A 25627-nucleotide genomic window follows, 5' to 3' on the forward strand; every position below is an offset into this window, starting at 1 on the left:
TTTGTTACGTTTACAATCTCTATCTAATCTTTTCTTAAAATTTTTATTCTGGCCTTATCCACATACAATGACCTCCTCCCGCTGCCATTTTTGCTTTTACAACGGCTCCTTTTTTAATTTTTTCTGTCCTTATCTGATAAGTTTCTGGACTTTTTATTCCATGAGTTTCTTTTGTGTCCTCGTAATAAGTTACTAAGTACGATTTATTTTCCTCCAAAAAGCTTAATTCTATATCAAGAACTCTTGCGTCTTCGTTCGTAACCGAACCTACAAACCATGTTTCTCCATACCTTCTAGCTGTAGAGATATATGTACTCATTTTACTATCTAAAACTTTACTTTCGTCCCATTTTCCAACGGGCAATTTTTGAATAAACTCAAACAGATCTGCTTTTTTTTCATAAGCTTCTGGAGCATCTGGCAAACATATTACACCACTATAAATAATTAAAGATCTTGCTACTTCTGAAACTACTGTTGAAAAATAAGTGTTTGGCCTCCTGGGCCCCTTTTTTCTCAATCCACTATTAATGCCTTCTAAATCAAAATTTCCATTATTCATATCTAACGGCCCTTGAATGGCATTTATCAACGCCATTTTAATAAAAGTCCTGGGAGTAAACGCCTTTCTAGCATCTTGTTGTGCATGACAATACTCCTTAGTTATAGCATTAGGAAATGTCCTTTCTATTCCCGTAAAAGGAACTGGATTGTCATGAAAATTTACTAGTAAGTGATTCTTTGAACTTTGCTGAATAGCATCACTTGTAAACGATACTTTGGCTCCCATAAAACCGTATTTGATACCACTCATTCCTAACGACTCAAAGTAAGCGTACAAATTCTCATCGCCAAACAAACCTTTTTTCCTATCATAGTACAGCATCAATTTTACTCCTTTTTCCTTTGCGTATGACGATACTTTTTCAAGATCTAATTTTTCTGTTATTTCAAAATGACCTGTTGTAACTTTTGTAAACCAATGATCATCAATTAAAAAGTATTCAATTCCTTTTTCTGCTGCAAAATCAATAAAACGGATGTAACTTTCTGTGTTAATACCGTATGTAAAACCATCAGCTGTTTTATAACCATGAACTCTCCAATCCCAAAGCATCTTTCCAGGTCGAATCCAAGTAGGATCATCTATCTGGGATGGTGTAGCCAAATTAAGAGGTACTGTATTTGTAACTAAATCTCCAATATTTTCATTGATTAATACAACTCGCCATGGTGTTGTTATAGGCTTTCCATTAAGCGTTGCTTTGTTGCTAGACTCAAGTCTCTTTTGAACTCTATTAATATTAAAATTTATTACACCAAACTCGGGTGCGGAATATAAATCTGATTCTAACAACGATAAATGAGACGTTTGAGATTTTTCTACAACGATAGGCATAACAAGTTTTCGTTCCTTTTTTGCTGCAAGCAAATGATTCATAGACAATGGTCCTAACGGTTCATTTTCTTTATTAGGACTATAAAATAGGTCTGAACTGCTCAAATTGTATTCACAATAAAAATCGGCTTCCGTACCTTCTTTGTATTTTTCAATTTTGTATCTAAGCCCAATACCATCTTCATATACACGTACAAATAATTTAGTTTTTGCTCCTTCTAAATCTACATCAAGAACAAGCTCATTATAATGGTTTTTGATTTCACTAAATTGTCCCCAAACTGGTTTCCATGTTTTATTTTCAGAATTTAAAGACGATCTTTTTATTCGACTTTTTGTATTGGGTAATATTGATACTTTGGATGCATTTATAAGTGCTTTTCCATTCTTAAACAGAGCATAGGTTATGTATCCATTCTTATTTGTTATTTCAACTGTCAATTTTCCGTCTGGAGAATTTACTACGAAATTAGAATTGTCTTTAGCACAAGCACTAAAAATTAAAAAAATATTTATAAATAATAAACTGTATTTTACTTTGAAACGTTTTATCGTATCTTTCTTTAACATAAAAATTTTGATCCTAATAAATGAAAAATAAAATGTGCTACTTTGTTTCAAAAATAAGCTACTCTAATAAATTATACTTACTCATTTCAATCATTATGTTGCTAATACTATGGTAATATTGAACTTTTAATTCCACAACCAAAAATTATTATCATGAAATATCACTACTCATTAAGATGCATATAAACAGTGTTTATCAACTCAGTAATACAATAGATAAGGTCAATATCTTTTCTTGTTTACAAATAAACTTTACAGAAAACACAATTTGGAATAAAAGGGAATGGGCTATATACTTTAACCTAGGTACTAAAGCATAAAAAAAGCTCCAATAAAATATTGAAGCTTTTTATAGAAACTATTTCTGTTTAATTTAGAGCAAAAAAGTTATTATAATGTATTACTATTTTTAATAGCAAGTGATAAACTTATTATTTAAATTTTAAACTCGTAAATATAACTTCTATCGTTATTGTATACAATAACCTTATAATTACCCTCTTCTTTTTCATAAAAACTGTATAACCTATCTACAATTCCAGTATTTTTTGTTGTTTCTGAGTATTTTACAGTTTCTGAATAAACAATTAAATCGTCAAAATACAAATCAATTTTCATTGGTTTTTTATCAAAAGAAATTCTAGAAATAATTAAAACATTTTCTTCATTTCTCATTACTGGCTTAAAAACCACGTTTCTAGATTCTTTTTTGAAAATTACTTTATGGTCTTTAACTTCAATAGCCTTTACAATGATTTCATAATCTTTGTTTAATTCTGCCGTATATTTACCATCTTTTAAAGCAGATAAATCGAAGGCATTACTCATATCTCCTTCCTTATAAATTATCTTTGAATGAAGCTGAACTCCGTGCTCATCTTTAATTATTAGTTTATCTCCTCTATTTACATTAGTAAATACTGCTCTTTCTTTTTTGGTAGTTGCAATTCTATTAAAATCTTTGTCATTGTTTGCGTAGTTAAATAATGTTCCTAACATAAATACTACTAATACTAACTTTTTGTTTGTTTTCATAATATAAACTTTTTAAGATTTATACTACAAAGTTATGATAGAAACTTAACTTTAAAAACAACACAATTGACATATTTATATTCTATTTTACCCATTAAATCAAAGTTAACTTAATGTTAAGTTAAAATAACATATATTTAAACTAATAATACACAGGTTTTATTTTATGAACTTATAAAAAGACTTATTTATAAGCTCCTCAGCCTTATCCATTTTTATGTTGCTACTTGGCTTTATTTCTGTTTAAACAATCAGGAAATTATCAATTCTATAATGGACTTTGTATAAAATACGGATTGATCAATATCATACCATATAGAAATATCTTTTGTTAAAGGCTGTATCATTTTATTCATATTTAAAGAGCAATTTAAATTCTGAGAGATTCCAGATAAAGAGCTACACAGTATAAATACAAATGCAATTTTTAATAAAAGCTTATATCTTTTTTCATCAGATTAGTCTTTAATAAACAAAAACATTTTTTCCTTTTGTTGTCTCCATACTTTGATGACATGTTTTCCTTTATTCATAGAATTTAAACTCTTAAGAAAAGTTTGTTCATTTGTTATTTTAATCGTATCAATTTCTAAAACGACATCGTCTACTTTAAATCCCATTTTAGCCAAACCACTATTTTTAGGTACAGATACAAGTAAAGCTCCGTATTTTTGAAACATTCCTGTTGCAGATAATTCTGCTTCAGTTTTTAATGTTTTAATTTTTCCACCCATTATTTTTTTAAATTTTGTATTAACAAAAACATTAGGGCTTTGTTCTTTTGGAAGGAAAATGGATGGCTTCAGAGCCAATTTTTTTAATTTATCAGAAGTAACTCCAAATTTAGTCATGTCGAAGTTTTTAAATCCTAATTTTAGTGCATCTGATTTCTCTGTTACAGAAAAGTCCCCTAATTCAAGGGCATTAAAAAATGCATTTCCATACAAACTTTCGGCATCGTCTTTTGTTTGCTCTTGTACACCATAAGCAGGTACAGTGCTATTAACATTAGGGTTGTGAACAAAATTATAATTTCTACTTCCTCCCCAAAGCGTAGGGTTACTGGCTTTATAAACCGTACTTCCCCATAGAATGTTTCTTTCAAAAACATCATAAGTTGGTTTCGGATAGGGTACATTACAAGTATATCCTTTTGTAAGAATAATGTTGTTGGTAACAATTCTATGGTACCCTTCTCTTGTCTTGATACCTCCAGATAAACACAGATTGTTGTAAATTTTATAGTTGGTTGATCCGTCATCTAAATCAATATCCCAACCATGATCGCATTGCATTCTATTGTTTCTGATTGTTGTTGTTTGGTAAGCATCCCATAAAGGAAGGTTAGGGTATTTATCTAGTTGATGGCTAATCATAGCTTTTCCATTTTCATCTCTTAAATTAGGTCCGGACGGACTACAACGATACCAAAAACGATCTCTACCCCATGAGTTAAATGCACCATGATCGTGGGTTTCTAAAACGGTTTCAAAACAATCATTGTATTCAATAATATGTCCACCCCAAGTTCCATCACAAATATTAATTGCCGCTCTTGGGGTATGACTAATCGTATTATGCCTAACGGTAATTCTAGATGACATAGAGATGTTGATTCCTGAAGCTTGTTTTTCAAAACGACCACAACGCATCATAAGATTTCCTTCTACAAGGCAATCTACTGGATAGTCAATTGATTTTGGGCCTATTACAGTGTCTATTTCATCTAAAGGAGTAGAAAGATGATGAAAATTAAATAGTGGATTACGAACCGCTGCAAAAGAACCTACAAAATTTACATCTGTAGAACCATTGTCTAAAAATAGATTTTCCCTGATGGTGACGTTACGATTATAACTATCCATAAAAACAGCATTACCACCTAATTTTTGAAATGAACAATCTTGAATTATAATATTTTCTGCACCACGAATATGGATGGCTCCTCCACGGTACACACACCAATCACTTCTAAGTAATGGTTCAACAGTTTCTATTAAAGTACGATCTGTACCCGTAAAATGAAGGTTTCTAAACTGAATGTTTTTAACAGGTTTAACTGTCTCATAATTTTTAACGATGGTCTCTTTGAGTCCATTACCACTTTTAAGAATAACCATTTCTTGTACAGGTTTTTTGTAGGTACCATAAACCTGAATAAGATGTTTTATTTGTAGTACTGCTTCAACTTTTACATTTTTCAATTGAATTCCTTTTTTAGGCATGTAATACAACCACCCCTCTTTCGTATTGTGATACCATTCTCCAGTAGTATCTAATTCCTCAAAAACATTCTCTATCATACGATATTCTTTATGAGGAGGGGCAAATCGATTGTTTTGCCAACCACCTTTGTAGATGAGTTTACCCTCTTTATCTTTTCCAGAAACAAAATAATGTTGACTTCCCCAAAGCCCTCTATGCATTCCATTTAGAATGGCTCCTTCTGGATTTTTCCATGCTGCTGCTTTTTCTTGACTCCAAGCATCTGGAGCACATCCTGTAAAAGGAACTGTTCCCGCTTTTTTACCTCTAAAAGAACTATTACTATTGGTAGTTATAAATCCTGAGTTAAAATTTGGGTATCGAGCCATATGCTGTCTTTTGTCATTTACAAACAATTGGTCAATGGCTTTTAAGTTTTTAACATTCGTTCGGTAGATACCGTCTTTATATATTTCCCATTTAGAAGTAATAAGTTGCGCTCCAGTAATGGTCACTTTTTCATTTTTAGCAGCATGGTAAACCACTGGAAATTTTTCACTACCACCATCTTCAATAGAAATGTTTAAAGGAGTCGTTAATCTGTAAGTACCTTGATGAATAATAATGGAACAAGGTTCTTTCCCTATAAGTCCACTAGCTTTTAGTTTATCTATAGCTGTTTGTATATTACGTAATGGTTGTGTTTCTGTTCCTTTGTTTGCATCAGAACCATTGGTGGCTACATGAATATCAATTGCATAAGTTGAGATAGTACATAATAGCATTACGACTAAGCTCTTAGTTCGTTTAAAAATCATATTTTATATAAAAATTGTTTATAATTATTATTGTTTTACATCGTAAAATAGTTTTCACGAAGTACTTAGATACCTATCTTCTTATTTGGAATAATTGTCTTTTTAGAAAAATTAAAATCATTGATTTAGTGACTTGGCCAATTCAATACTTCTCCTTTTTTTAGGTGAATTACTTTGCTTAATGTTTCTCCATCATAAACTCTTAAGCTACTATTTGTTTTGGCTGTTATACTAGCTTTTACTAATTGCATTTCTTTCCACTCTAAATCTACTTCAAGACCACCTCTAGCTCTAAGTCCTATAACGCTACCTTTAGGCCAAGCAGAAGGCAATGCTGGTAATAAATGTAGTATATACGGAGCTTTAGTTAAATCTTTAGAAGGCACAACGGGTAAAAAGTGATTTGGATTTTTTGAATCTGCTTTATAAGCAACATAAGCAGCTTCTTCTATGGTCGAAGCCTTATTGTCTGTACTTCTTAAGTGACTCTGCAATAACATTTCACAAACTCCTGCTGTACCACCAAAGTTTCCATCTATTTGAAAAGGCGGGTGAAAATCAAACAAGTTTTTATAGGCGCGTTGAGACGTTAAATACTCATAAAACTGATGCGATTTATCTCCATTGTGTAATCTTGCCCAGAAACACGTTTTCCAACCAGTACTCCACCCTGTAGATTCATCTCCTCTATGTTTCATCGTTACCAAAGCAGCTTTTGTAATTTCCTTTGTGGTAATAGGTGAAAAATCACGACCAGGATGTAAGGCTATTAAGTGAGAAATGTGTCTATGTTTATTTCTAGGATCATCCCAATCTTCTGGCCACTCTTGTAATTGACCGTGTTGTCCTATCTTTTGAGGACATAATTTAGGTATAATTGATTTCAGTTTTTTTCTAAATTTCTTATCAACGCCTAATTTCTCACCTGCTTCTATACAATCTGTAAACAAATTAAGAACCAATTGTTGATCCCATGAAGCACCATATGTTTGTTTATTGTTTTTACCATGTAGTTTTTTCAAATAAACGTTCTCTGGAGACCAAGTAGGATAAACAACCAAAGTTCCATCCTCCCATGGGGCAAGAAATTCTGTGTAAAATTCAGCCGCTCCCTTTAGTATAGGGTATATTTCTTTAAGATATTCAATGTCTTGATTAAAAGCATAATGCTCAAAAAGATTTTGCGTTAACCATGCACCAGATTGTTGTGTTCTTCTACCATGATCCATTGGGGCAGTAATACCAAATGCATTTGTAATATGACTCACACTCCATCCTTTATCTACTCCATAGGTTTCTCGTGCTGTATGTTTTCCAGATTCTGCTATAATTTTTGAAAGACTAAGGTATGGAGAAAAAGAACCTGGCAAGTTAGCTGTTTCTACCATCCAATAGTTCATGGCTAAATTAATGTCTAAATGATAGTCGCTATTCCACATGGGTTTAAGGTATGGGTTCCATATTCCTTGTAAGTTTGAAGGAACAGGAGCTGTACGAGAACATGCTGTTTGTAAATACCTGGCGTAGTTAAAATATAGGTTCTCTAATTCTAAGCTTCCTCCTTTAGCTAATAATTCATCTGTAGGTAAACCAGATGATTTAGTTTGTAAATCTAATTGACAAGCTTGTTCTAATACACTGTAATCATCAATATGATCTTGTCTTACTTTTGAATAACCATCTGATACTGCTTTGTCAATAGTATTTTTAGTATCGCCCTTATGATCTCTTCCTTTAAAATTAGGGTAAGAAGAAAGATAATCTGTATATCCCGTTAAATAAATATAAACTTCGTTTGTATTAGAAATGTGAAGTGAATTGTCAACAGTTTCAACTTTTCCTTTACCAGCATCTATAGATATCGTTTGCGAAAAATAACTTTTCTCATTGGCCAATGCAACTTCTCCTAAAAGATCAATTTTATTGTCAGCAACATTCAGGTTTTTAACATTGTGAGCTGTAGTAGTATTGATATTAAGATCTAACATGCCGTTTTCAGCAGTGTATTTCATCACAATAACATCATGTGGATGACTACAAAAATACTCTCTGGTATATTTTGTATTTCCTACATTGTAACTTACACTAGCAACGGCATTCTTTAAATTAATCTCTCTGTTGTAGTTTTGAATTTCTTCTGGCTTGTGTCCAGTTTTAATATTTACATTCGTAAAACTAGCATAGTTACCAAGCTTTAGTGGACTTGTTAAATACTTAGTCCCCATACCCTCCATACTTTCTTCACCATTTCCATATTTTCCGGCTCTATAGGCTTCTCTAACTTTTTCAAGGTTTTTTCCACCATCGATTCTGGTTCCAGATTGAGCTACTTCATCCAACCCTCTATTAGACTTTGCCCATAATGTAATTTCGTTTACAACAATTAATTCATTTTCAATTCCTCCAGAAAACATAGCTCCAAGTCTACCATTTCCAATGGGTAAGGCTGTTTGTAGAAAACCACTTTCTTTTTTACCTCTTCTGTTAAGATCATTTTCTGCTGGTGCTTTGTAAAAGAGCCTGTCTTGAGCATTAATATTCGAGATTATTAAAACAAGAAAAAAGAAAAAAACTATTTTATTTAGGTTCTTCATTTTATAGGGGTATTTCAGATAATAGTATATTAAGACTAACTAATTTTCATAAAAAAAATAAAAATACTAGCTACTAGTTATTCGTCAAATTTAAATTAAATCAACCAAGTATATTTTCTCATTTCGACCATACATTTGCTAGTTTTAGTGACAAATACCCCTCAAAATTCCTTCGTTAACAATAATAAAATTTATTTTACTATTAAATATCTTATTAAAATCAGCAAACATATGGTCGAAATGAGATAGGGGCTTTTGTACATTTATTCTATTTTTAATAAAAAAATTAATTTTAATTATTTACCCCATGAAAAACTACATTCTTTCCTTTGTAATATTCTTTACAATACAGTCTTTTAATGCTCAAAATAGTAAGGTCATTGATTTTGAATTTAAAGATATTAGTGGAATTGGAAAAGAGGAAGGGGTTATGAGAAGAGACCCTAGTGATGTTATTAAAATTGATAATTTATACTACGTGTGGTATAGTAAAGGTAAAATAGCAACAGGCTATGACGCTACTATTTGGTATGCCACTTCTAAAGATGGATATGATTGGGAAGAACAAGGAATTGCTTTGGACAAAGGGAAAGAAGGTACTTGGGAAGGCGCAAGCGTTTTTACTCCAAATATTTTAATTGCAAAAAAGAAGTATTACCTTTTTTATACAGGGGTATCAAAACCGTATAAAAAAGGAACCAAAGGATATAGACCAGATTCAAAAATTGGTGTAGCCGTTGCTAAATCTCCTAATGGTCCATGGAAAAGATGTAAAGACAATCCTGTGATTTTTAATGGTAAGAATAAAGAAGATTTTGATAGTCACTTAATAGATGATGCATGTTTAATTACACGTGATGGAAAGTATTATCTATATTACAAAGGGAGACAATTAGGAAAATCTCCTAAATTCACCCAAATGGGAGTAGCTATTGCAGATAAACCCCAAGGTCCATACGTTAAGTATGAAAACAACCCCGTAATTAAAGGAAATCATGAGGTAGTTGTTTATCCTTTAGGAAAAGGCGTTGGAGCCATGATTGGAAAAGTAGGTCCTGAAAACATTGTAAGGAGTTTACAATATTCTGAAGATGGATTTAATTTTTCTAAAACGCATAGTGTAATTACTCCTCCTCATGCTGCAGGATTATACAGACCTGAAGCTTTTACAGATAGCGGTAAAGGAGAACTATTTGAATGGGGAGTACAAATAGGAAAAGGAAAAAAAGGAACTTTACCTTTTATTCAACGTGTTAACAGAGTAGATGTAGAATAACATAAACATTGTTTTTGTTTCAAAAAAAAGACTAAGAATTTAATGTGAATTTTTGGTCTATAGATTTAATTTACCGACTTATCCTTCAAAGTAAAAATCATCTAAACTTTTATTTTTGTTAAAATGAAAAAATTAAAATTAATTGTTTCAGTTGTTTTTCTGGGACTTTGTGTATCTACTTATGCGCAGCAGGCTAATAATAGACCAAATGTGATAGTTATTAATGCTGATGATTTGGGTTACGGAGATTTAAGCTGTTATGGTGCAACAAAAATCCATACGCCTAATATAGATAAACTTGCAAGCGAAGGAAAGCTATTTACAGATGCGCATTCGGCTTCGGCAGTATGTACGCCATCTCGTTATGCTTTGCTAACAGGCCAGTACCCTATAAGAGGAAATGCTGGTAAAGGTGTTTGGGGACCTGCGCCTCCCACATCTGAATTGATAATAGACACAGAACAATTAACTATTGGAGATGTGTTTAAAAATAGTGGTTATGCTACTTCGGTTATAGGGAAATGGCACTTAGGTTTTGGAAAAGGAGAAAATAAATGGGATAAACCTTTGAGTCCAGGTCCTAATGATTTAGGTTTTGATTACTATTATGGAGTGCCTATTGTAAATAGTTCATCACCTTATGTTTATGTTGAAGATGATCATGTTGTAGGAGCGGATCCTAATGATCCTTTAGTTTATGTTGGTAAAGGGAAAGAAGAATTGGTTACGCCAATTACTCCTATTCCTGAAAAAGCATCTCAAAGATCTCCTAATAGATTTAGTGGAGCTAAAGCAGCTCATAAATTGTATAATGATTATACTGTCGGAAAAGTATTGGCAGGAAAAGCTGTTGATTGGATAACTGAAAAAACAACGGCTAAAAACAAAAAACCTTTCTTTATGTATATGGCCACTACACATATACATCATCCTTTTACTCCAGGGAAAAATTTTCAAGGAAAAAGTGATGCAGAGCTTTACGGAGATTTTGTTCAAGAATTAGACTGGATGGTTGGAAAAGTACTGTCAGCTCTAGAAAAACAAGGGGTAGCTGATAATACCTTAGTGATTTTTACAAGTGACAATGGGGCTATGATGAATTCAGGAGGACGTAATGCTGTAAGGGCTGGACATAAAATTAATGGTGATTTGCTAGGTTTTAAGTTTGGAGTTTGGGAAGGTGGACACCGTGTGCCTTTTATTGCCAAATGGCCAGGAAAAATAAAACCGGGTACAGTTTCTGATCAGTTGATTTGTAATGTAGATATGTTGGCAACTTTTATGGCGTTAACAGGTCAGTCTCAAGATAAATTAGAGCATTCAGATAGTGTAAATGTGTTACCTGCTTTAGTGGGGAGCCCGAAAGAGAATATTAGAAAAGAATTATTGTTGGCTCCAAGAAAAGAAAAACATTTGTCTTTAAGGAAAGGAAAATGGATGTATATTCCTGCTAAAGGTAGTGGTGGATTTACAGGTCATAAGCCTAAGCAGCATGCTTGGGGTGGTCCTGCAGCAGTTGCGTTAGTTGGTGGCGTGAATAGTGATATTGAAAATGGAAAAATAAAAGAAGATGCTCCTGTGGCGCAACTTTATAATTTAGAAGAAGATAAATATCAAACTACCAATGTTTACAATGAATTTCCTGAGGTGGTGAAAGAAATGGCAGCTGCATTAGAAGCATATAAACATTAGAATTAATACTGAAATTGTATAGAAGGCACATCTGTAAGATTTTTAAGAAATTAGAAATCTTACAGATGTTTTTTTAAAGTTAAGTGTGTATTGAATTGTCCTGAAATAAGCTGACCTTTTTTTAGGTGTTTAAAAAGGTTAAAAATTTCAGTTTCTTTTCTCCAATTAAAATCTAATGTTTTACAAATACACTCTTCAACTACTACTTTTATATTGTTTTTGTGAGCTTTATTTGAATTAATTTGCAAACGTGACCTCCACTTTATCTAAAATGGGTTTTGACTCATTTTCTGTTGTATCTTTAATTTTAACTTCAAACTGGAAGCCATATCCTTCTGGAAGACTTGAGAGATCTAGCTCTGCTGGTACTTTTCCAATTTGCTTTGCAAAGCCTTCTATATAATCATACTCCTCCTTGACTATTTGCCAATCACTCCATTGGTTAATTGCACCATCGTTGTTAGTATCTACTCCCAAGCGCACTTCTACCGTTTCAACCCATGGCCCAGGACTAATGTAATCGAATTTTGTTTGCGTTAATAGATAAAACTGATCTTCAGCAAACATAATGTCAGGGTCAGGATGTCCTTGACCAATGTTACCACAGAAAGTAAAAGGTTTATTGATATCAGTTGAAGTAAACCAAGCAACACTCATGCTTTTCTTACCATGCCCACCGATAGGATCAAAATCTGCAAATAAATAATACTGTCCTCCAACTGAAATCGATGCCCAATCACCATAAGCATTCTGTTCTGGTTCATGAATTTCGTATTGACCATAAGCACGTGTTTGACCAGCTTTAACTCGATGCTGAGGGACATCTACCTTAGCTGTTTTACCCGGAAATCTATCTGGTGCTTCTTTATACCAGTGCGGATGTACATATTCGGCAAATTTTCCTGTAGGTTTGGTACGTTCATCAACAGGAGGGGCTAACGTTTTAAAATCTCCCATACCATGACTACTAACAGCATGTACCGCTAAAGGCGAATCCCAAGCATGTGTAGATGCGTCAATAGGGGACCAATCTTCTACAATTAAATGAAAATTACCCTCTAAATCTCGAATAACAGCACAATCGGAACCATGAGTAGGGTCATTAAACACCATACCCATATTTTTCCCGGGAATACCATCGGTTAAATCCTCATCAATATAAAGATGAGGGTCTTGGTCGTTTGGAAAATCATAATACAAATATAACTTATCATCAACATATTCTGCTGTGGTTACCCAAGTAGAAAATTTTTCTGATACTGGACCATGGTGTACCCAATGAATCATATCTTTACTTTGCCATGCATGATAACCTCTTAAACTCGGTTTTAAACCTCCTGGTGCATCAAACTGGTTTTTAAAAGGTGTAGTTTTAAGGGGAATATCAAATCCTTCTAGTACTACATCTTCACTTCGAAATTTTTTATCTTTACTCTTTGCGTATCGACCAAACATCCAATAATTTCCATCTCCCAATTGCAAAGCAACTGGTGCATCACCAAGATTGGAAGGCCCAATATTCTTAACGGGGTTCCAGTTTAACCACTCTGGAGATTGCGAAAAGGTAATGGACTTTGCTGAACGCTTATCTGGAAACTGCTTTATAATACTTTTAAAAGTAGCATTCTTACTCGTTGGTACTATTCTTCCTTTGCTAATATTTATATTGGATTGGTTAGCAATATTAACTTCCCAATCGTTCTGAGACGCAATGACCCAAATACTTGATACTGCAACAGACTGTTTTTTTGAAGCACATGAACTGCTAATAAAGCCTATAACCATTGAGGTTAATATATATAATAATTTTTTCATTATTTAGAGTGTTTTGTTTTCCATTTTCTACTTTTTAAAACCTATTATTCAATACTCAAGGTAACTTCAACTTGAAGGTTTTCGTTTGATAATTTCTAACAGCAATTATGTTTATACTTTTACCACTATGAATATTCAATTGTTTTTTGAAATCTGAGATATTTAGCACCTTTTCTTTATTTACAGCTTGTATAGTCCACTCTTCCGCTAAACCTGCTTTAAGCAAAACCTTCCCTTTTTTTTTATCAATAGATTTAATAAAACAGCCAAAATTATAACCTCCTGAGGCATCTATTAAATCAGGATCATCGGCAATGTCAACCATTACGGCACCAAGAATTTCTTCAATAACAGCCTTTTTATCAATTTTACTTTTACCTATACTGTACTTTCCATCGATTAAAGTTTGATACCAACTTGGATATAATACATTTTCTACTTCCGTGAACACTGCTTTTTGCGTATAATCTATCGGATTACCTTGAGCATCAAAGGAGCGTGCTTTAATATTTGTTGATTTAGTTAAAGTTATAGATCCTGAATAAATAGGCGAATGCATTGTTGGTTCCAATCCATCAAGGGTGTAATGCAAGCTACCTCCATCTTTCATTCGAGCATCAGGTTTTAGAGTTACCTGAACTTTTTCAGAAAAATCACCTCCAAATGGTAAAATACGAGTCATTTGGTGCCCAAACTCATTCATCGGAAAATTGACAAAACCTAGCTTGAGTGCTGGGGAATTATCCAATACGCTGTAATCTCCATTTTCAGGGTCTTTAAATAAAGGTCTGGCAATCTTTGAATTTGTATCATAACCTTGTGCCTGCCAAGCTTTCATATCTTTTCTTTTAATAATATTGGGGTTATCTGGGAAATTCACATTCCAATACAAATTATGGTCATAATTGTTACTCCATTTGTAATCTTTTGGTAGACGAATTGGGCGAGCAAATTCTGCAGTGGGCTCTCCTTTTCCAGGAATTGCCCCTGCAACAACAAAGATGTTTTTATAAACCTCATCAAATGATTGTTTAGGCCATACATGCCAACCCAAGGGCACTGCACTTACGGTAATATTATTATAAACTTTTCTATACATACCATCGCGGAGCTTAATGGTTGACCCCAAGTTTAGGTTGTTGTAAATCTCGTAGTTAGAAGAACCATCATCTAAATCTATTGTCCAATTTCCAGCGCTAATCGATTTTCGAAAATTAGCAATCCGATTGTTACGAAGAATCGTCACATCAATCGCATCCAATTTTGTATATTCATTAATGTAGTCTTTTGAAGAGCCACCTCCACCAAGCCATTGTCGCTCGCGACCCCATGAATTAAACGGACCATGTTCCCCTGTTTCACGCACAGTTTCCCAAATGTCACAATACTCAATAATGTGTCCTCCCCAAGTACCATCGTTGATACATATACCTGCACGTGGACAATTGTAAATGGTATTATGTGAAACTTTTATTTTATGGCTCATGGATATATATACTCCTGCTACTTGTTTGCCAAAATCTCCAAAATCATGCATAATATTGTTTTCTACAATACAATTTTTCGGGTAGTCAGGTGATTTTGGACCAGGTTTCAAATCCATATTTTTGCGCATTTCGTTCCAGTCTTTCCCGTCAATTTCACGGTCATCCCAAGTCTGATAAAAACGAACTGACGATGGTGAGCCAACAAAGCAAACCGGACTTTCTCCTATATGTACAAACCGACAGTTTCTAACCGCATTGTTTCGATTGTAAGCACTCATAAATACACCATTCCCGCCCAAGTATTCAAAGTTGCAATCTTCAATGGTGCAATTTTCAGCGCCTTCTAAAAAAATAGCACCTCCTCTATGAATGGCCCAATCACCTCGAGCAAGAGGTTCATACTCTTCCATAAATGTAAGTCTTGACTGAGAGAAGTTGATTCCTTTAATAGAAATGTGCTTCACTGGTTTTTCTGATGTTCCTTTTAGTTGAATTAAATCTTTTAGAATAGGGACTTCGAAAGTTGACAGACTAAGGTTTATTTCTGTCTTAGGATAAAAATACAGTTGACTGGTTTCCTCATCAAGAAACCATTCTCCTGGGGAGTCCAACTCTTCAAAAATATTTTCGATATAAAACAAAGAAGCTTTTTTACCTGCTCCTCCAATTCCAAATCTTCGTTGCAATTGCCATCCCCCTTCATCAAGTGTAATTTTGCTATTCTTATCATCTCTGTCTTTTATTCGATACTGCATATTCCCCCAATTATGACTTTGGAAAGCATGCACAATTCCGATTTCAGGATGTTTCCATTCTTTTTTGCTAAATAACTTAGGGTTATAGGTAAACCATGAGTCATACCTTTTATTAGTCCCTCCAGTTACTTGTTGATACCCCTTTCCTTCCCGCAATGGATTTTGATAATCATAATTAGGAAATCGTGCACGTACTTGTCTTTCTTCGTTTACAAAAAGCTGGTCAAATTGAAGCTTATCAGGAACTTGGGTTACATAAATTCCATTTTTATACTCCTTCCATTTTAAATCATGTAAAAGAATAGAACCTTTAATTTTAACATTTGCTCCAGACAAGGATGAAATCGTAAATGGGTTTTCAGTGGTTCCAGAAAAAGATGCATCTAATAACAGGGTCTCTGAGAGGTAGTAGGTTCCTTCGCTCAACCAAATCATTACAGGTTCTTTACCTATTAAGTTTTTTATTTTAGAAACAGCTCTTTCTACAGTCGCATAAGGCAATTCTTTTGTTCCAGGATTTATATCACTACCATTAGGAGAAACGTACACCTCTTTGGAATAACCAACATAACTTGTAAATAAAAGCATTATACATGACAGAAATAACCCCAATCGAGATACCATCATTGAATTTTCTTTTTTCATTTTATTCTTATTTTTTAATGATTAATTTAACTTGTTTTAATGCTTAACATGAATATCTTCAAAAGGGGGCAATCTTTGATCTGATCCAACGATATTTACATCTCCTAATTCTTTTCTTATACGTTCAGCTTCTAATAGTAATTCTTCTACAATTCCTGGATTTTTTTTAGACACATCTTTTAATTCGCCCATATCGTGATCCAAATCGATCAATAAAGGGTTCTTTAGTGTTTGCATACCTTTACAAGACAATGTCTTTAAAGCTCTTCCATTAAAAGGTTTTCCTATCTGTTTTTTAGACCAATAAGGTTGATCGTCTAAAGTTCGTGGTAAATGTAATTTCCATGGTCCTTTTCTAACAGCTTGTAAATTAATTCCGTTGTAGTAATAAATAAACTCGTGAGGTGTTTCACCTTTTCCTGTTTCTAAGATAGAAGTGATATTTTTTCCATCAATAACTCTGTCTTTTGGGATTTTTGCCCCTGCAATGTTTGCAATGGTAGGGAATAAATCCATTGAAGATAATGACGTATGATTAATACCTGTTGCAAATTTACCTTTCCATTTGATAATGGCAGGAATACGAAAACCACCTTCCATAGTCGTGTATTTCCCTCCGTTTAAAGGACCAGCAGATCCTCCAGCATTACAAATGGCAGGTCCATTATCAGATAAAAATATAACGATCGTGTTTTCGTCGTAACCATTTTCAGAAAGGAAATTCGTGAATTTACCAACATAGTGATCTAGTTCTTGAACATAATCTCCATAAGGTCCTCCTTTAGAAGATTTTTTAAAAGCATTACTTGGTAAAATAGGAGTATGCACAGCGTTGTATGCTAAATATAGAAAAAATGGCTTTTTCTTATTTGACTTTACAAACTCTATAGCTTCATTTGTATAGCTTTCTAAAAGAGTTTCGTAAGTTACTGTTTCGTTTACTACAGTTTTATTCTTATACAGTTTTTTTAATGCTGAAGATTTACTATTCCAGTTGGATTGTAACCCGAAAAATTCATCAAAACCATGATCCATTGGGTGAGAGCCTTTCATAAAACCTAAATGCCATTTCCCAATACACATGGTTGAATATCCCGTTTTTTTAAGTGTGGTTGCTAAGGTGATTTCCTCAAGATCTAAGCCGTAGTTTTCGTGTTTTGGTCCAGTATGACGAGCTACAGGAAATCCGTTTCTTACCGGGTAACGACCTGTCAATAATGCAGCTCTTGATGGACTACATACCGAAGAAGCAACTTGAAAATCAGTAAATTTAGTTCCTTCCTTGGCTAATTTATCGATATATGGCGTATTTACGTCTTGTGCACCATAACAACTTAAATCTCCATACCCCAAGTCATCAGCAAAAAGGATAACTACGTTTGGTTGTTTTTGAGCTTGTGCTTGTGCTTGTGTTCCTATAAAAAAACATAAAAACATACTGATTGTAAAAAAAATAGATACACTACTTTTTAATTTAATGAAAGATCGCATTTTTTATTTTTTTTAATATTTATAAGGTATAATTGTGTCTCTAAAACAGACAAAACCAATTTGTTAATTAATACTTTATTTAGATAATATTTTAGGGTTTTCAACAATTCCTGCTGGCCTAATATTCTTTGCAAGATTTTTTTCAAAATCTGCAATATAACCTCTCATTTCTTTTACTAAGTTGGGATGTTGTTCTATAACATTTATTTTTTCGCCTATATCGTTATTCAAATTATATAATGCAGGGGCTTTTCTACCTTTTATACGTAATTTCCATTTTCCATATCTTACGGCTTCTAACGTATTTTTTTTATGATAAAAGAATACTTTGTGTGGACTTTTATTAGCACCCTGTAAAACAGGCATAATATCTTTGCCATCAATAACCCTATCTTTTGGAAGTGAGGCTCCAGCCAGTTTAGCAAAGGTTGGAAATAAGTCCATAGCGGTCATTACCTCATCATTTACAGATTCTGCAGGAATTTTGTCTGGCCATCTAACCACCGTTGGCATACGCATTCCGCCTTCATAAGTTTGTCCTTTTCTACCTTTTAAAGGTTTTGCGCTACCTACCATAGGACCATTATCTGAAGTAAAAATAACAAAGGTATTATTGTCTATTCCATTTGTTTTTAATGCCTCTAAAATCTCTCCTACAGACCAATCTATTTCTGCAATTGTTTGCGGATATATTTTATCTCTCGTTTTGTAATCTATCCCTTCTTCACCTTTTAAAACATCTATAACGTCTTTAGGTGCTGATCTCATAAATTTAGGCGAAGCTAGTAATGGTCTATGCGGACTCGTGTGAGGAAGATATATGAAAAATGGGTTTTCTTTGTTTTTTTCAATAAACTGTACGGCTCTTTTTGTGATTTTTTGATTTAAATAATCTGGATCTGGGTCTGTTTCAACAACAGTTTCTCCATCCAATACGGGTAGCAATGGAAAATTATGTTTCTTTTGATTTTGATGATAAGGCGCAATGTCATGACTGTATGGAATGCCATAAAATTCATCAAAACCTTGTCTCATAGGTAAAAACTCTAACTGATCTCCCAAATGCCATTTACCAAACATTCCCGTTTTGTAACCAACTTCTTTTAATACTTCGGCTATGGTAATCTCTTCAGGATTTAGTCCTACAGAATCTCCTGCAAGTAATACTCTGCTGGCCATACCTACTCTTTTGGGATAACTCCCTGTCATTAATGCAGCTCTAGAAGGTGTACAAACAGCTGCCGCTACATAAAAACTAGTTAGTTTAGCTCCTTCGGCAGCCATGGCATCAATTTTTGGTGTCTCTACATGGTTTCCTCCAAAACAACTTAAATCTGCATAACCTTGGTCATCTGTAAAAATGATGATAAAATTTGGCTTTTTCTGTTGTGCGCAGCTGGAAAAAAAGGATAGTCCAAAAACTAAACAGATACAAATCTCTAGAATTAAATTTAACCTTTTTGTCAAAACTTATTTGTTTTTATTAATGTTTTCTTTTTTTATAAACTGTATAATCCACAGCATCTAAAGATGTCATTGGATCATTGTTTTTATCCATTTTAGCTTCTAATGAATTAGTCATTTCGTCTAATTTGTCACTATAATCTGGATTATTAGCCAAATCATTAATTTCTAACTCGTCTTCTAAAAGATTAAAAAGCTTTTTCTTCTTAATTTTTGGGTAAACAATTAATTTCCATTGATCTTTTATTAGCATTCTTTGAGTTCCCATATATGCGCCAAAAATGGTTTCATAATTCTTTTTTGTTCTATTTTGCATTAATGGCAATACACTTTTAAACGCTACATAGTCTGGTTTTTTAATAGATGCCAATTCTAATGAAGTGGCCATGGCGTCTTGAATATAAATAGGAGTATCTAATTTTTTATTCGCTTTTATGCCTGGTCCGGAAATTATAAAAGGTGCACGCATAGAATGCTCATACATGTTTTGCTTACCAACCAAACCATGATGCCCAACAGCCAAACCATGATCTGAAGTGAAAATAATATAGGTATTATCTGCTTTACCTGATTTTTCAAGCGCATCTAAAATGCGACCAATTTGAGCATCCATATAAGTAATACTAGCATAATATTCTTGTCTGTGTACTTTTATTGCGTACGGTGTTCTAGGAAATGGAGCTAACTTTTCATCTCTAATTTTTGGGACAGCTTTACCTCCCATATCTGGATATAAGTCTTGATAGTTTTCGGGAAGTTTGATGCTATCTAAAACATATTTATCAACATACTCTTTTGGTGCTTGCCTAGGATCATGTGGGGCATTAAATGCCAAATACATAAAAAATGGGGCTTCATCATTTTTTGCTCTTTCAATATACTCAACACCATCATCTGCCAATACTTCACTCCAATGTTTTCCTCCTTTCCAAAAACCACCATTTTCTTTATCCCAAGGATACCAAGCTATATCTGGATTTTCGCCTTTTATTGGTCTATTGTAGGCTGTTTTTACGGTTTTTGGCATACCTTTTTTTATGTTTTTTACAACATCAAACACTGAATCTACAGGCATTGGCACGTGCCATTTACCTGATATATATGTTGTATAACCTGCTTCAGACATCAATTCTGGCCAAGACAATTGCTCTTTGTTTTTAACTTTAACAACAGCTTTTTGAGCTTGCCATAATGAAGAACCACTTATCATCATAGATCTGCTTGCCACACAAACTGCTCCTGACCAAGCTCCCTGATTATATGCATGGGTAAAAGTTGTACCATTTTTGGTTAACTTATCTAAATTGGGTGTTTCTACAATGGTTTGTCCGTTTTCACCTATGGTTTCAAAAGATTGATCATCTGAAAAAATAAATAGAATATTCGGTTTTTCTGTTTGACCATAGCCAATGATACCTATGACTAACAATACAAGGTTTAGTATATTTTTCATTTTAAATTATTCTTTAAACGCAAAACTTGCCTGAGGCCATTCATTTGTAATAGCATCATTTTTTTGAATTTCTCCAGGTGTGCTTCTACCTTCTCGGATATATTTGATTAATAAATCTTTTAATTCCTTGGTCTTTTCTGGAAATTTATTCGCAACGTTATTTTCTTCTTTGATATCATCCCTTAGGTTGAATAGTATTTCTTCAGGTAAATTTTCTTTATGTGTTTTTGTTTTTCCTGAAGCCATAATGCCTGAGTTTGGTGATACAATTAATTTCCAATCTCCTTTTCTAATGGCAAAAACACCGTACTTGTCGTGATGAATAGTTGCGTTTCTTAAATACGTTCCTTCATTTGTTAATAATGGCAACATGCTAAAACTATCTTCAGCTTCATTAGCTTTAAAATCATAACTTATGATGTCTGCACATGTTGCGATGAAGTCTGTAGTACATATCGTTGCATCTGAAACTGAATTTGGTTTAATTTTCCCTGGCCATTTCACTAAAAAAGGCACACGATGACCACCTTCTAAATAGCTTCCTTTATAACCACTATAAATATAACTTGGGTTATGTTTTTTCTTTTTTAGCGTTTTTAAATCGTTTGTGGTAGCATACCCATTATCACTTGTAAAAACAATCAAAGTATTATCATCTATACCCTGTTCTTTTAAGGTTTCAAAAATAGTACCCATTAAATCATCTATCATGATTACAAAATCGGCATACGGACTCTTTATTTCGCTTTTCCCTTTCCATGGGGCTATTGGTAATACTGGATTATGCGGTGAAGGCAAAGGGATGTACATAAAAAATGGTTGCTCTTTGTTTGCATTTTCATTTATAAATGAAATAGATTTTTTCACAATGGTTGGCAGGACTTGTTCGTGTTTAAAATCGTCTGCAACATCTCCTTTTATCCAGCTACTAAACGGGTATTCTTTTCTATTTCTTTCTGTTTTTTTTGTTGGAACCATAGTTGCCTTATCATTTTCTATATAGACAAATGGTGGCATATTTAAAGATGCTGAAATCATGAATGAATAATCAAAACCCATGTCTAGTGGTCCGAACTTTAAAGATTGGCTGTAATCAATATCCCTGAAACTTAAGCGATCTGATCTTCCTGAATAGTGCTCAAACTCTGGACTATTGTTTTTCATTGACCAGTTTAAGCCTAAATGCCATTTACCTATACTCGCCGTTTTATACCCATTATCTTTTAACATTTGCGCAACGGTTAATCGGCTTTTCTGAATTAAACTTGGTGAGTTTCCCCATGTCACAAATTCTTTTAATGGTGTTCGCCAATTGTAACGTCCTGTTAAAATGCCGTATCGCGTTGGTGTACATACAGCAGATGATGTATGCGCATCTGAAAACTTTATACCTTCTTGTCCCATTTTATCTAAATGAGGTGTTGGTATTTTGCTGTTTTCATTATAAATACTTAAATCACCAATACCTAAATCATCAGCTAGAATGTATATAATGTTCGGCTGTTTTTGTGCATACATGGCATTGCAAACAAAAAGAATCGTTAATACTTTAAAATAGCAATTTTTCATGTTTTTTATTTTTTGAAACTAGCTTCAACTACAAAACCGTTTTTGTTACTTTTTACGCCGTCTAATTTTACTTCAAGACCGTTTTTGGTCTGTTTCCATTCTACTTTTTTATTGCTCCCTAGTACCCTAACTGCTACGATATCGCCTTTTGTTTTATCTAAAGAATGAATTAAAATTTTATTCGCTGCTGCAACAAGTGATATGGCATATACTTTATTGTTCTTTGCAGTAAACCAAAAATCGCTATTAGTAAAACTTCTTTTAAACCCTTTTGAAGCTCTATGGCCTGTGCCATCTAAAAGCGTTTCTTCTTCTCCTTCATTGGCAATAATCCAACGTGAGGTACCATAAATCGCTTCTCCATTAGTAGCAATCCATTCGCCCATTTCTAAAAGTCCTTTTGAACTTGCTTCTGGCACGTGTCCTGTTCCATCAGGCCCTATATTTAATAAATAATTCCCACCTTTTGATATGATATCTACAAAATAATACAACAACTCTTTGGTGCTTTTCCAATCATGATCATACACTTTATATCCCCAAGAATTATTGGTTGTTCCACAGGTTTCCCAATATTTATCTAACTTTTCTTTTGCTGATGGAATTTTATTATCGCCTGCATCTAAATAATCGCCGAACTCCCAACCTACTCTTCTGTTTACCAATATATTTGGGTTTGCATTGTAAACCATTTTGTAAAATTTAAAAGATTGTTCTTCGGTAGTAAATCCTTCACCATCAAACCATATTAAACGCAACTTTGGCAATAAAGCAATTAGCTCTTTAATTTGAGGGTAACTTTTAGATTCGTAATATTCGGCGTGTGTATTCGGACTTGGATCCCATAAATTTTTACCTGAAGGGTGCGTATAAATCCCTAAAGAGTCATTTATTTTTTTAACGTTTGCATAGTTACCATCACCCCCATCGTTCCAATCGTTTCCATGAGAATAATAGACTCCAAAATCCAGTCCTTCATTTAAACAAGCCTGATATAGTTCCTTTACAGCATCTGCTTTATAAGGTGTTGCATCTATCATATCATATTCCGAACTTTCTGAATCAAACAAGGCAAAACCATCGTGATGTTTAGAAGTAATCACTACATATTTCATTCCAGATGCTTTGGCTAATTTGGCAATATTCTGCGCAAAAGATTTATCTGGATTGAAGGTTTTAGCAAGCTTAGCATATTCTTCTCTTGGTATTTGAAAGGCATGCATAAGCCATTCTGCAACTTTGGGTCCTGGATGAGGCGAATCATTTATTTTAGTGCCTTTCCACATACCTCCAGCCTGAGAATATAAACCCCAATGAATAAACATGCCAAATTTTGCTTCTTTAAAACGTTTTAGTGCTTCTTTTTTCTCATCAGATTGATTCATTTTTAACCATTCTTGATGATATTTACCAGAGCTAATGGGATTTTTATAATAAGGTATAATTCTTATGGTTTTAAAATCAGCACCTGTTTTTATTGAAATTGTATGTTTTTCTGTATTTACAAACTTAAATTTTTTGCTTAGTTCTGAAACTGCCTGATTTGAATTGATCTTATAACTTTTGGTCAAAGATTCCTCAAACTCTTGTTCGTTAACTTTTACTTTTACCAAGTTTTCTTCAATCGAAACGCCATTGTTTAAAACTACTTGAAGAACATATTCAACTGAATGTTTTACACTAAAACTCCAAGAAAAAGTATTTTCTTTCTTTAGTGCATCTTTTTTATTTAGTATAATCCAATTATCTGTTTGGTCATATTGTGCTTCATTTAATAAAGGGAACTCAATCCTTTCTTTACAAGAGATTGATATTAAAAAAATAGCGAATACAATAATAGTATATCCTCCTAATTTATTTTTAAACATATACAGTACTATTTAATTTGTTTTTTAATCCTTTTGAGGTTCCCATTCAGGAATGCCTTGCGCTTTTAACTGCTTGCTATACCGTAAATGCAAAGGTTGCTGTTTTACTCTTTTACGGTTTTCATTCACCATATAAGACAATGAGTTTTCCCACCATGTAGTATACGATTCTTGAAATGCTTCAATAACCTTAGGATAATCTACGGCTAGGTTCTTTTTTTCTCCTGGGTCGTTTTCAATATCATACAGCTCTTTGTTGTTTACATACCGCCACTTTTGATTTCTTACTGCTACTTTGTTAAATTTTGCTTCATCAACAAGTCCAGATTTCCATCTACCACAATGCGTAAACAGATTTCTATCTTTCCATTCCGTTTCTTTACTTTCTAATAAAGGCAATAATGAACGCCCTTCTAAAGTTTGCATTTTTTTAGGCAACTCTGCACCTGCCAACTCAATAAAAGTTTTATATAAATCTACATGGGCCGTAAGTTTATCTATATCTTTCCCTTCAGTTAAAACACCTTTCCAATAAAAAAATAAAGGCACGTGATTTCCGCCCTCATTGGGTGAATTTTTCCCTCCTTTTAAGCCCGCATTGTAATGCTTTACTTTTTTACCATTTAAAGTGCCTCTTAAATGCGTTCCTCCATTATCTGTAGTAAAAATAACAAGCGTGTTTTCTAATGCATCCCACTCGTTTAGCTTGCTCATCAATTTTCCAAAGTTGTCATCAATGTTTTCAATCATTCCATACCTCCCTGCAGTACCTTCATCGTAACCTAAATCTAAAAAGCGCTTTTTGTAAGATTCTGGAGCAATTAAAGGGGCGTGTGGTGCATTTAATGACAGATAAGTAAAGAATGGTTTCTTAGTGTTTACCTGATTTTTTGTCCAAGCCAATGCGGCATCGAAAAATATATCGGTACAAAACCCTTTTGTTTTCACAATGGTTTCATTGTGTAACAAAACATTATCAAAATATAAGTTTTCTTCATTTGGTGGAAAGTCTCCTAATTTTACCTGACCAATCCCTCCTGCTCCGTGCATTAATACTTCATTAAAACCTCTGTTTTGAGGTAAATATTCGTCTGCATCTCCTAAATGCCATTTACCAAAAAGACCTGTTTTGTAACCTGCAGACTGCAATGCTTCTGGAAGTGTGTACACATTTAACGCCATTCTTTCACGCTCTAAAATTGTGTGAGTTACTCCCGATTTAAATTCATGAGCTCCACTCATTAATGCAGCCCTTGTTGGAGCGCAAGTAGGACTTACATGATACTCCGTAGAACGTGTCGATTTTTGATAAAAAGCATCAATATTAGGGGTTTTTACTACTTTATTTCCCATGCAAGACAAATCTCCCATACCTTGGTCGTCTGTCATCACAAAAATGATGTTTGGTTTGCTGTCTTTTAGATTATCTAAACTTATTTGTGCTTGTGTCATTTGTAAAAAACACAATGCAGACCACAAACAAAGACCCGT

At 33.6% G+C, this 25627-nt stretch carries 14 protein-coding genes; 2 read left to right on the forward strand and 12 right to left on the reverse strand.

What is annotated here, in order from left to right; all coding sequences use genetic code 11:
* Window positions 1-43 precede the first annotated feature (43 nt).
* From Q4Q40_RS06440 to Q4Q40_RS06455, 4 genes are all read right to left on the reverse strand, one after another.
* Window positions 44-1969: a glycoside hydrolase family 97 protein gene (locus Q4Q40_RS06440; protein WP_303300965.1), complete on the reverse strand. Its 1926-nt coding sequence runs from the start codon at window positions 1967-1969 to the stop codon at window positions 44-46.
* A gap of 435 nt (window positions 1970-2404) precedes the next feature.
* The gene (locus Q4Q40_RS06445; RefSeq protein WP_303300966.1) at window positions 2405-3004 is read right to left on the reverse strand and encodes a hypothetical protein; all 600 of its coding nucleotides are present in this window, start codon (window positions 3002-3004) and stop codon (window positions 2405-2407) included.
* A gap of 458 nt (window positions 3005-3462) precedes the next feature.
* A complete protein-coding gene (locus tag Q4Q40_RS06450; RefSeq protein ID WP_303300967.1) occupies window positions 3463-6027 on the reverse strand; it encodes a PDZ domain-containing protein in 2565 nt (854 codons plus the stop codon).
* Window positions 6028-6152: 125 nt separating this feature from the next.
* Window positions 6153-8621 carry a glycoside hydrolase family 95 protein gene (locus tag Q4Q40_RS06455; protein WP_303300968.1) on the reverse strand — a complete coding sequence of 823 codons (2469 nt, stop codon included), beginning with the start codon at window positions 8619-8621 and terminating at the stop codon, window positions 6153-6155.
* A gap of 307 nt (window positions 8622-8928) precedes the next feature.
* On the opposite strand from Q4Q40_RS06455, the gene Q4Q40_RS06460 reads away from it, so the two are divergent.
* Together Q4Q40_RS06460 and Q4Q40_RS06465 are read left to right on the forward strand one after the other, a co-directional pair.
* Window positions 8929-9897: a family 43 glycosylhydrolase gene (locus Q4Q40_RS06460; RefSeq protein WP_303300969.1), complete on the forward strand. Its 969-nt coding sequence runs from the start codon at window positions 8929-8931 to the stop codon at window positions 9895-9897.
* 123 nt (window positions 9898-10020) lie between these two features.
* Window positions 10021-11589, forward strand: a complete 1569-nt coding sequence (locus Q4Q40_RS06465; RefSeq protein WP_303300970.1) for a sulfatase family protein — start codon at window positions 10021-10023, stop codon at window positions 11587-11589.
* A 237-nt stretch (window positions 11590-11826) separates the two neighbouring features.
* Here the strand turns inward: Q4Q40_RS06465 and Q4Q40_RS06470 are convergent, their stop codons facing one another.
* The 8 genes from Q4Q40_RS06470 to Q4Q40_RS06505 all read right to left on the reverse strand — a co-directional run bounded on the left by Q4Q40_RS06470 (window position 11827) and on the right by Q4Q40_RS06505 (window position 25588).
* A complete protein-coding gene (locus tag Q4Q40_RS06470) occupies window positions 11827-13404 on the reverse strand; it encodes a glycoside hydrolase family protein (RefSeq protein WP_303300971.1) in 1578 nt (525 codons plus the stop codon).
* 55 nt (window positions 13405-13459) lie between these two features.
* Window positions 13460-16291 (reverse strand): chitobiase/beta-hexosaminidase C-terminal domain-containing protein, encoded by a 2832-nt coding sequence (locus Q4Q40_RS06475; RefSeq protein ID WP_303300972.1) that lies wholly within the window; start codon window positions 16289-16291, stop codon window positions 13460-13462.
* Window positions 16292-16327: 36 nt separating this feature from the next.
* Window positions 16328-17782 carry a sulfatase family protein gene (locus Q4Q40_RS06480; RefSeq protein ID WP_303300973.1) on the reverse strand — a complete coding sequence of 485 codons (1455 nt, stop codon included), beginning with the start codon at window positions 17780-17782 and terminating at the stop codon, window positions 16328-16330.
* 75 nt (window positions 17783-17857) lie between these two features.
* A complete protein-coding gene (locus tag Q4Q40_RS06485; RefSeq protein ID WP_303300974.1) occupies window positions 17858-19249 on the reverse strand; it encodes a sulfatase family protein in 1392 nt (463 codons plus the stop codon).
* A gap of 16 nt (window positions 19250-19265) precedes the next feature.
* Complete coding sequence (locus Q4Q40_RS06490; RefSeq protein WP_303300975.1) at window positions 19266-20699, reverse strand: sulfatase family protein; 1434 nt, start codon at window positions 20697-20699, stop codon at window positions 19266-19268.
* A gap of 6 nt (window positions 20700-20705) precedes the next feature.
* Window positions 20706-22268 (reverse strand): sulfatase family protein, encoded by a 1563-nt coding sequence (locus Q4Q40_RS06495; protein ID WP_303300976.1) that lies wholly within the window; start codon window positions 22266-22268, stop codon window positions 20706-20708.
* 5 nt (window positions 22269-22273) lie between these two features.
* Entirely contained in the window at window positions 22274-24136 is a 1863-nt protein-coding gene (locus Q4Q40_RS06500; RefSeq protein WP_303300977.1) for an alpha-L-fucosidase, read from the reverse strand.
* A gap of 24 nt (window positions 24137-24160) precedes the next feature.
* A complete protein-coding gene (locus tag Q4Q40_RS06505) occupies window positions 24161-25588 on the reverse strand; it encodes an arylsulfatase (RefSeq protein ID WP_303300978.1) in 1428 nt (475 codons plus the stop codon).
* Window positions 25589-25627: the final 39 nt, after the last annotated feature.

It is taken from the genome of Flavivirga jejuensis (assembly GCF_030540765.1).
GTDB lineage: Bacteria > Bacteroidota > Bacteroidia > Flavobacteriales > Flavobacteriaceae > Flavivirga > Flavivirga jejuensis.

What these genes read in the sequence shown, in the direction of transcription:
- Q4Q40_RS06500 (WP_303300977.1), bottom strand. Translation starts at nt 24,136, where the DNA reads ATGTTTAAAAATAAATTAGGAGGATATACTATTATTGTATTCGCTATT.
- Q4Q40_RS06450 (WP_303300967.1), bottom strand. Translation starts at nt 6,027, where the DNA reads ATGATTTTTAAACGAACTAAGAGCTTAGTCGTAATGCTATTATGTACT.
- Q4Q40_RS06455 (WP_303300968.1), bottom strand. Translation starts at nt 8,621, where the DNA reads ATGAAGAACCTAAATAAAATAGTTTTTTTCTTTTTTCTTGTTTTAATA.
- Q4Q40_RS06490 (WP_303300975.1), bottom strand. Translation starts at nt 20,699, where the DNA reads ATGAAAAATATACTAAACCTTGTATTGTTAGTCATAGGTATCATTGGC.
- Q4Q40_RS06505 (WP_303300978.1), bottom strand. Translation starts at nt 25,588, where the DNA reads ATGACACAAGCACAAATAAGTTTAGATAATCTAAAAGACAGCAAACCA.
- Q4Q40_RS06440 (WP_303300965.1), bottom strand. Translation starts at nt 1,969, where the DNA reads ATGTTAAAGAAAGATACGATAAAACGTTTCAAAGTAAAATACAGTTTA.
- Q4Q40_RS06475 (WP_303300972.1), bottom strand. Translation starts at nt 16,291, where the DNA reads ATGAAAAAAGAAAATTCAATGATGGTATCTCGATTGGGGTTATTTCTG.
- Q4Q40_RS06470 (WP_303300971.1), bottom strand. Translation starts at nt 13,404, where the DNA reads ATGAAAAAATTATTATATATATTAACCTCAATGGTTATAGGCTTTATT.
- Q4Q40_RS06465 (WP_303300970.1), top strand. Translation starts at nt 10,021, where the DNA reads ATGAAAAAATTAAAATTAATTGTTTCAGTTGTTTTTCTGGGACTTTGT.
- Q4Q40_RS06480 (WP_303300973.1), bottom strand. Translation starts at nt 17,782, where the DNA reads ATGCGATCTTTCATTAAATTAAAAAGTAGTGTATCTATTTTTTTTACA.
- Q4Q40_RS06445 (WP_303300966.1), bottom strand. Translation starts at nt 3,004, where the DNA reads ATGAAAACAAACAAAAAGTTAGTATTAGTAGTATTTATGTTAGGAACA.
- Q4Q40_RS06460 (WP_303300969.1), top strand. Translation starts at nt 8,929, where the DNA reads ATGAAAAACTACATTCTTTCCTTTGTAATATTCTTTACAATACAGTCT.
- Q4Q40_RS06495 (WP_303300976.1), bottom strand. Translation starts at nt 22,268, where the DNA reads ATGAAAAATTGCTATTTTAAAGTATTAACGATTCTTTTTGTTTGCAAT.